This is a genomic window from Nocardia sp. JMUB6875, assembly GCF_041154655.1.
GTDB lineage: Bacteria > Actinomycetota > Actinomycetes > Mycobacteriales > Mycobacteriaceae > Nocardia.
This window is the reverse complement of sequence record NZ_BAAFGR010000010.1, coordinates 74280-80518: the sequence shown is the minus strand read 5'-3', so window position 1 is coordinate 80518 and position 6239 is coordinate 74280. Positions and strand designations below refer to the sequence as shown.

At 70.4% G+C, this 6239-nt stretch carries 6 protein-coding genes; 4 read left to right on the top strand and 2 right to left on the bottom strand.

Annotation, left to right across the window (positions count from 1 at the left end):
* Positions 1-331: 331 nt before the first annotated feature.
* Positions 332-1177, top strand: a complete 846-nt coding sequence (locus tag ACAM49_RS04615; RefSeq protein WP_369634191.1) for a metal ABC transporter ATP-binding protein — start codon at positions 332-334, stop codon at positions 1175-1177.
* The gene (locus ACAM49_RS04610; protein ID WP_369634185.1) at positions 1177-2052 is read left to right on the top strand and encodes a metal ABC transporter permease; all 876 of its coding nucleotides are present in this window, start codon (positions 1177-1179) and stop codon (positions 2050-2052) included. Before ACAM49_RS04615 ends, ACAM49_RS04610 begins: the two co-directional genes overlap by 1 nt.
* Positions 2053-2113: 61 nt before the next feature.
* Here ACAM49_RS04610 and ACAM49_RS04605 read toward each other — a convergent pair whose 3' ends face one another.
* Entirely contained in the window at positions 2114-3031 is a 918-nt protein-coding gene (locus ACAM49_RS04605) for an A/G-specific adenine glycosylase (protein ID WP_369634184.1), read from the bottom strand.
* 142 nt (positions 3032-3173) lie between these two features.
* On the opposite strand from ACAM49_RS04605, the gene ACAM49_RS04600 reads away from it, so the two are divergent.
* On the top strand, positions 3174-3797 hold the full coding sequence (locus ACAM49_RS04600; protein ID WP_369634183.1) for a carbonic anhydrase: 624 nt from the start codon (positions 3174-3176) through the stop codon (positions 3795-3797).
* A 108-nt stretch (positions 3798-3905) separates the two neighbouring features.
* Entirely contained in the window at positions 3906-4574 is a 669-nt protein-coding gene (locus ACAM49_RS04595) for a hypothetical protein (protein WP_369634182.1), read from the top strand.
* Between the two features lie 138 nt (positions 4575-4712).
* Here ACAM49_RS04595 and radA read toward each other — a convergent pair whose 3' ends face one another.
* Positions 4713-6113, bottom strand: a complete 1401-nt coding sequence (radA, locus tag ACAM49_RS04590; RefSeq protein ID WP_369634181.1) for a DNA repair protein RadA — start codon at positions 6111-6113, stop codon at positions 4713-4715.
* Positions 6114-6239 lie beyond the last annotated feature (126 nt).

Below are 6239 nucleotides of genomic sequence, written 5' to 3'. Positions count from 1 at the left end.
CGGCTGCCCCCTCACCGGCGTCCGCCCCCGCACCCCGTCGGGCCGCTCGTCGTGCGCCGATACCGTTCCTGCCGTGGACCCCGCGCCCGAGCCGTCCGGCGAAGCCTCGGTGGCCACGACGGTGCGCTCCTCCGGCGCGACGAATGGCGCTGCGACACAAGCCGAGCTACACCCCACGAGCACACCGGCTCCCGCGCCAACCCTGACCGACGGTACATCGGTGCGGCGCACCGAATCAGCGGCCGCATCGTCCGCCGTGCCGGGAATTCCGGCGGCGACAAGTGGCGCAGCGACACAGGCAGATGCGGCGCGGCGCAGCGGCGCGCCCGCGGTGCGGCTGACCGGTGCACGGCTGTCGTTCGGGGAACGGACGTTGTGGCAGGGGCTGGATCTGGATGTGGCGCCGGGGGAATTCATCGCGGTGCTGGGGCCCAACGGGTCCGGGAAGACCTCGCTCATGCGGATGCTGCTGGGGCAGTTGAAGTTGACCGCGGGGACCGCGGAGGTGGCGGGATCGGCTGTGCGGGTGGGGAATCCGGATATCGGGTATGTGCCGCAGCAGAAGACCATCGAGGGCGGGGCACAGTTGCGCGGGGTGGATCTGGTCGGTCTCGGCGTGGACGGGCATCGCTGGGGGCTCGGGTTGCGGGGACGCAAGGAACGCAAAAGGAAAGTAGCGGAGGCTATTTCGGCGGTCGGGGCGGAGAAGTTCGCCTATGCGCCGTTGGACGCGCTGTCGGGTGGCGAGCAGCAGCGGTTGCGGGTGGCGCAGGCGCTGGCCGGGAATCCGAAGGTGCTGCTGTGTGACGAGCCGCTGCTGTCGCTGGATCTGGCGAATCAGCGGCTGGTGTCGGAGCTCATCGATCGGCGGCGGCGCAGCCACGACACCGCGGTGCTGTTCGTGACGCACGAGATCAATCCGATTCTGCCGCTGGTGGATCGGGTGCTGTACCTGGTCGACGGGCAGTTCCGGATCGGCACGCCCGACGAGGTGATGACCTCGGAGACGCTCTCGGAGCTCTACGGCACCGAGGTGGACGTGCTGCGCGTGCGCGGCCGCCTGGTCGTGGTCGGCACCGGCGACGCCATGGACGCGCTCGGCGAGTCCGGCGCGGCCCACTGCCACGGCGAGAATCGGCCGGGACACGGTGAGATCGCGAAAGAGGTGCGCGCGTAATGGAAAAGCTGTCCAAGCTCTTCTCGCAGATGTTCGACTTCTCGACCACCACGCATCTGCTCTCCTACGACTTCGTGCAGCAGGCGGTCATCGCCGCCGCGCTGCTCGGCCTGCTGGCCGGCGCCATCGGCCCGCTCATCATCAGCCGCCAGATGTCCTTCGCCGTGCACGGCACCAGCGAGCTCTCGCTGACCGGCGCGGCCGCCGCACTGCTGGTCGGCGTCGGCGTCGGCGCGGGCGCGATCATCGGCTCGGTGATCGCCGCGGTCCTCTTCGGCGTCCTGGGTTCCCGTGCCCGCGAACGCGATTCGGTCATCGCCGTGGTGCTGTCCTTCGGCCTCGGCCTGTCGGTGCTGTTCCTCTGGCTCGGCCCCGAACGCGCGGGCTCGAAATTCTCGCTGCTCACCGGCCAGGTGGTGAGCGTCGGCAATTCCGGCCTGGGCCTGCTGGCCACCTGCACGGCCGCTGTGCTCATCGTGCTCGCCGCGATCTACCGGCCGCTGCTGTTCGCCAGCTCCGATCCGGAAGTGGCTGTCGCGCGCGGGGTTCCGGTACGGGCGCTGTCCATCGTCTTCGCCGTCCTGCTCGGCGTGACCGCCGCCTTCGGCGTGCAGATCGTCGGCGCGCTGCTGGTGCTCTCGCTGCTCATCACCCCGGCAGCCGCGGCCGCCCAGCTCACCGCCAGCCCGGCCCGGGTCGCGGTGCTGTCGATCGTGTTCGCCGAAATCGCCGCCGTCGGAGGCATTCTGCTCTCGCTGGCCCCCGGCGTCCCGATCTCGACCTTCGTCACCACCATCTCGTTCACGATCTACCTGATCTGCCGGATCGTGGGCTCCCGCACCCGCAATCGGCGCAAGACCCTCGTCACCGTGTAAGAGCCCTCGTCACCGCGTGACGGGACCGCGGTCCGCCGCATGAGGGGCGGCGGACCGCGGATCAGCTTCCCTCGCCCGCCAGCGCGAACAGGCCGTCGGCGGTCTGCTCGATGAGCCCGTCCACCAGCAGCGAATCCAGCGCGCGATCACGCTGCCCCGGATCGCGAGTCCAGGCCAGGTCCAAGCGAACCCGCTCCACGGGGCCCGTGGCGCCGCGCAGCACATCGAGCAGACGACCGCGCGCCTGCCGATCGGTGCCCTCGTACTTCTGCACCCGCCGCACCGCCTCCGAGGCCGGGCGGCCCGCGGAAACCCACGCGCACTCGGTAAGTGGGCAACGCTCGCAGTCCGGGGTGCGAGCGGTGCAGATCAGCGCGCCCAGTTCCATCAGCGCCGCGGACATGACCGCGGCCCGCTCGATCGAGGCGGGCAGCAGGGCCTCGGTCTCGGCCAGATCCCGCGCCGCCGGATTGCCCGCCTCCGCGCGCCCGTGCACCGCGCGCGCCACCACACGTCGAACATTGGTGTCCACCACCGGAACTCGCTGCCCGTAGGCGAAACAGGCCACCGCCCGCGCGGTGTACGCGCCGATGCCGGGCAGGCTCAGCAGCACCTCCACATCGGCGGGCACCTCGTCGCCGTGCTCGCGCGCCAGCACCCCCGCGCACTCGTGCAGCCGCAGCGCGCGCCGCGGATAGCCGAGCTTGCCCCAGGCCCGCAGCACCTCGCCCTGCGGCGCGGCGGCCATGGCCGAGGGCACCGGCCAGCGCGCCACCCACTCCCGCCAAATGGGCTCGACGCGTACGACAGGCGTCTGCTGCAGCATGATCTCGCTCATCAGGATCTGCCACGCGGTCACGCCGGGCCGCCGCCACGGCAGGTCCCGCGCGGTGTCGCGGTACCAGTCGATGAGTGCGTCCCGGCCAAACCCCGTACTGTCCAATTTCGCCTCCTCCCGGCCGCTCCCGATGGTATCCATAGCGCGCCCCTGCCGAATCCGGCAGCGGCCAACCGAGCATCCGGTGGCTCACCGGAGACAACGTGGCGTGGTCGGCTGGTCTTTGCCGGACCGTAACGATAAGGACTCGCCGGTAACCAAGGGGCTATGGAGAATGGGACACATGCCGCATAACAACCCGATAAGTGCCTGGAAAGCCCTGCGTGAGGGGAACGAGCGCTTCGTCAACGGCACGTTGCAGCACCCTAGCCAAGGCGCCGTCGATCGGGCCAAGCTCGTCGCCGGGCAGAATCCGAGCGCCGTCCTGTTCGGCTGCGGCGACTCCCGCGTCGCCGCCGAGATCATCTTCGATCAGGGCCTGGGCGACATGTTCGTGGTCCGCACCGCGGGCCACGTCATCGACTCGTCGGTGCTCGGCTCCATCGAATACGGCGTGCAGGTGCTGAACGTGCCGCTGATCGTGGTCCTCGGCCACGACAGCTGCGGCGCGGTCCGCGCCACCATCGACGCCCTCGACCACGGCAATGTCCCCGGCGGGTTCATCCGCTCGGTGGTCGAGCGCGTCACCCCGTCGATCCTGATCGGCCGCCGCGAGGGCCTGGAAGAGGTCGACGAGCTCGAGGCCCGCCACGTCGAGGAGACCGCCCGCCTGCTCATGCAGCGGTCGATGATCATCTCCCAGCGGGTGGCCACCGGCGAGTGCGCGATCGCGTGCGTCACCTACAACCTCGGCGACGGCGAGATCAAGCTGCACCGGGTGATCGGCAATATCGGCGAGGTTGTCTGATTCGTCCCCGGGGGGCGGCGGAATTTACCGCCCCCGTAGGCGCTTTCACGTCCGACACGCCGAGACCCTGCCCGGGATGATCCCGACGCTGCCCTTACCGTTGTCACCGTGCTGGAACCGAACGGACCTCTGCCACCGGAAATCTACTGGCGCCGCCGCGCGGCCGCGATCGGTGCGGTGGTGATCGCGCTCGCGCTGGTCATCTGGGGTGCCTTCGCGCTGCTGAAGGGCGGCGGCGACCACAAGACCGACGCCAAGGCGAGCACCAGCTCCAGTCCCGCGGCCACCAACAAGCCCGCGGGCAGCTCCTCGGGCGCGCCGGATCCCAGCTCGCCCAAGCCCTCCGGCGCCACCTCGAGCGGCGCCGCCCCCGCCGCCGTGGCCGGGCAATGCCCCGACCAGTCGCTGGCCGTGAAGGTCACCGTCGGCCAGCCCACCTACAAGGTCGGCGAGCAGCCGCAGTTCGGCATCGTGATCACCAATATCTCCAGCAATGCCTGCGAACGCGATATGGGCTCGGGGCTGCAGCTGGTCCAGGTGCAGTCCCTCGACGGCCAGCGCAAGCTGTGGTCCAGCACCGACTGCTACCCGGACGGCACCCCCGACATGCGCACCCTGGCCCCCGGCCAGCAGGCCGCCTTCACCGTCGCCTGGTCCGGCTCCACCTCCCAGCCCAACTGCGCGGGCGAGCGCGTCCCGGTGCCGTCGGGCCCGTACAGCGTTGTGGCCCAGCTCGGTTCGGTGCGCAGCGCCCCGGAGCCTTTCAATATCGCCTGATCCAGCACGAATTGCAGCGGAGGCCGGAATCCGATCGATCGGATTCCGGCCTCCGCTGTTATTCGGGAATTCGAATGGCGGTGAACCGAATTCCTTTTCCGCTCGAATTCGATTCACGCGCCGTATCGATTCGGATCCTTATTCCGCCATCTCCAGCGGCGCCTCCTCGCGCCGCCGCCGGCGCAGCCCGGTAACCGCAAGCGCCGCACGGATATCGGCCACCTCACGCAATTTCATGCCGCGACTCGAGCGCTCCACGCCCGGCGGCACCAGCGCCTCGGTGAAGCCCAGCCGCTCCGCCTCGGCCAGCCTGCGACTCAGCCCGGTCACCTGCCGCACCTCGCCCGCCAGGCCCACCTCGCCCAGCACCACCATGCCGCTGGGCAGCGCCAGATCCTGGCTGGCGCTCGCGATGGCAAGCGCGACAGCCAGATCCGCGGCGGGCTCGGTGAGCCGCATACCGCCCACCGTGGCCGCGTAGACGTCCTGCTTGCCCACGAACACGCCCCCGCGGCTCTGCAGGACCGCCAGGACCATGGAAACGCGGTTGTAATCCAGCCCGCTCACCGCGCGCCGCGGCGCGGGCGCCTGGGTGTCCACCGTGAGCCCCTGCACCTCGCCCAGCATCGGCCGCTTGCCGTCCATGGCGACCGTCACCGCGGTGCCGGGCACCGCATCGGTCCGATGGTGCAGGAACAGCCCCGAAGGGTCGTCCACGCAATGGATTCCGGCCTCCCGCATCTCGAAGCAGCCGACCTCGTCGGTGCTGCCGAAGCGGTTCTTGATGCCGCGCACCATGCGCAGCGAGGAGTGCTTGTCGCCCTCGAACTGCAGCACCACGTCCACCAGATGCTCGAGCGTGCGCGGACCGGCCACCGCGCCGTCCTTGGTGACGTGCCCGACCAGCAGCACCGCGATACCGCTCGCCTTGGCCAGTGAGGTCAGCGCCGCCGTCACCGACCGCACCTGGGTGACACCGCCGATCACGCCGTCCGCGTCGGCGGCCAGCATGGTCTGCACCGAGTCCACCACCAGCAGTGAGGGTTTCACCTGCTCCACGTGGCCGAGGATGGTCCCCAGATCGGATTCCGCGGCCAGATACACCTTTTCGTGCACCGCCCCGGTGCGGTCCGCCCGCAGCCGCACCTGCCCCGCCGACTCCTCCGCGGTCACGTACAGCGCGATCTCGTCGCGCGCCCGCGCCCACCGGTGCGCCACCTCGAGCAGCAGCGTCGACTTCCCGACCCCCGGCTCGCCCGACAGCAGCACTACCGACCCCGGAATGATGCCCCCGCCCAACACCCGGTCAAGCTCGGACACGCCCGTGCCCCGCGCGTGCGTCTTGTTGGAGTCGACGCTCGAGATCGGCACCGCCGCCGTGCTCGGCAGCATCGCCCGCCGCCCCGTCGCCACCGCCGCCGAGGACGCGGCGACCTCCTCGATGGTCCCCCACCCTCCGCAATCCGGGCACCGCCCAACCCATTTCGCGACCTCGTGCGTGCACTCCGCGCACCGGTACAGCGATTTCACCTTGGCCACGCGGGGCAGCCTAGCCAGCACCGCCGACAAGCTCCGGCACCCCGGCCGCCGAAACACAGAGCCTTTGAACCGAAAACAGCGCCCGCCCCGGGAAACGGGACGGGCGCTGCTGCGATCGTTCGGGGC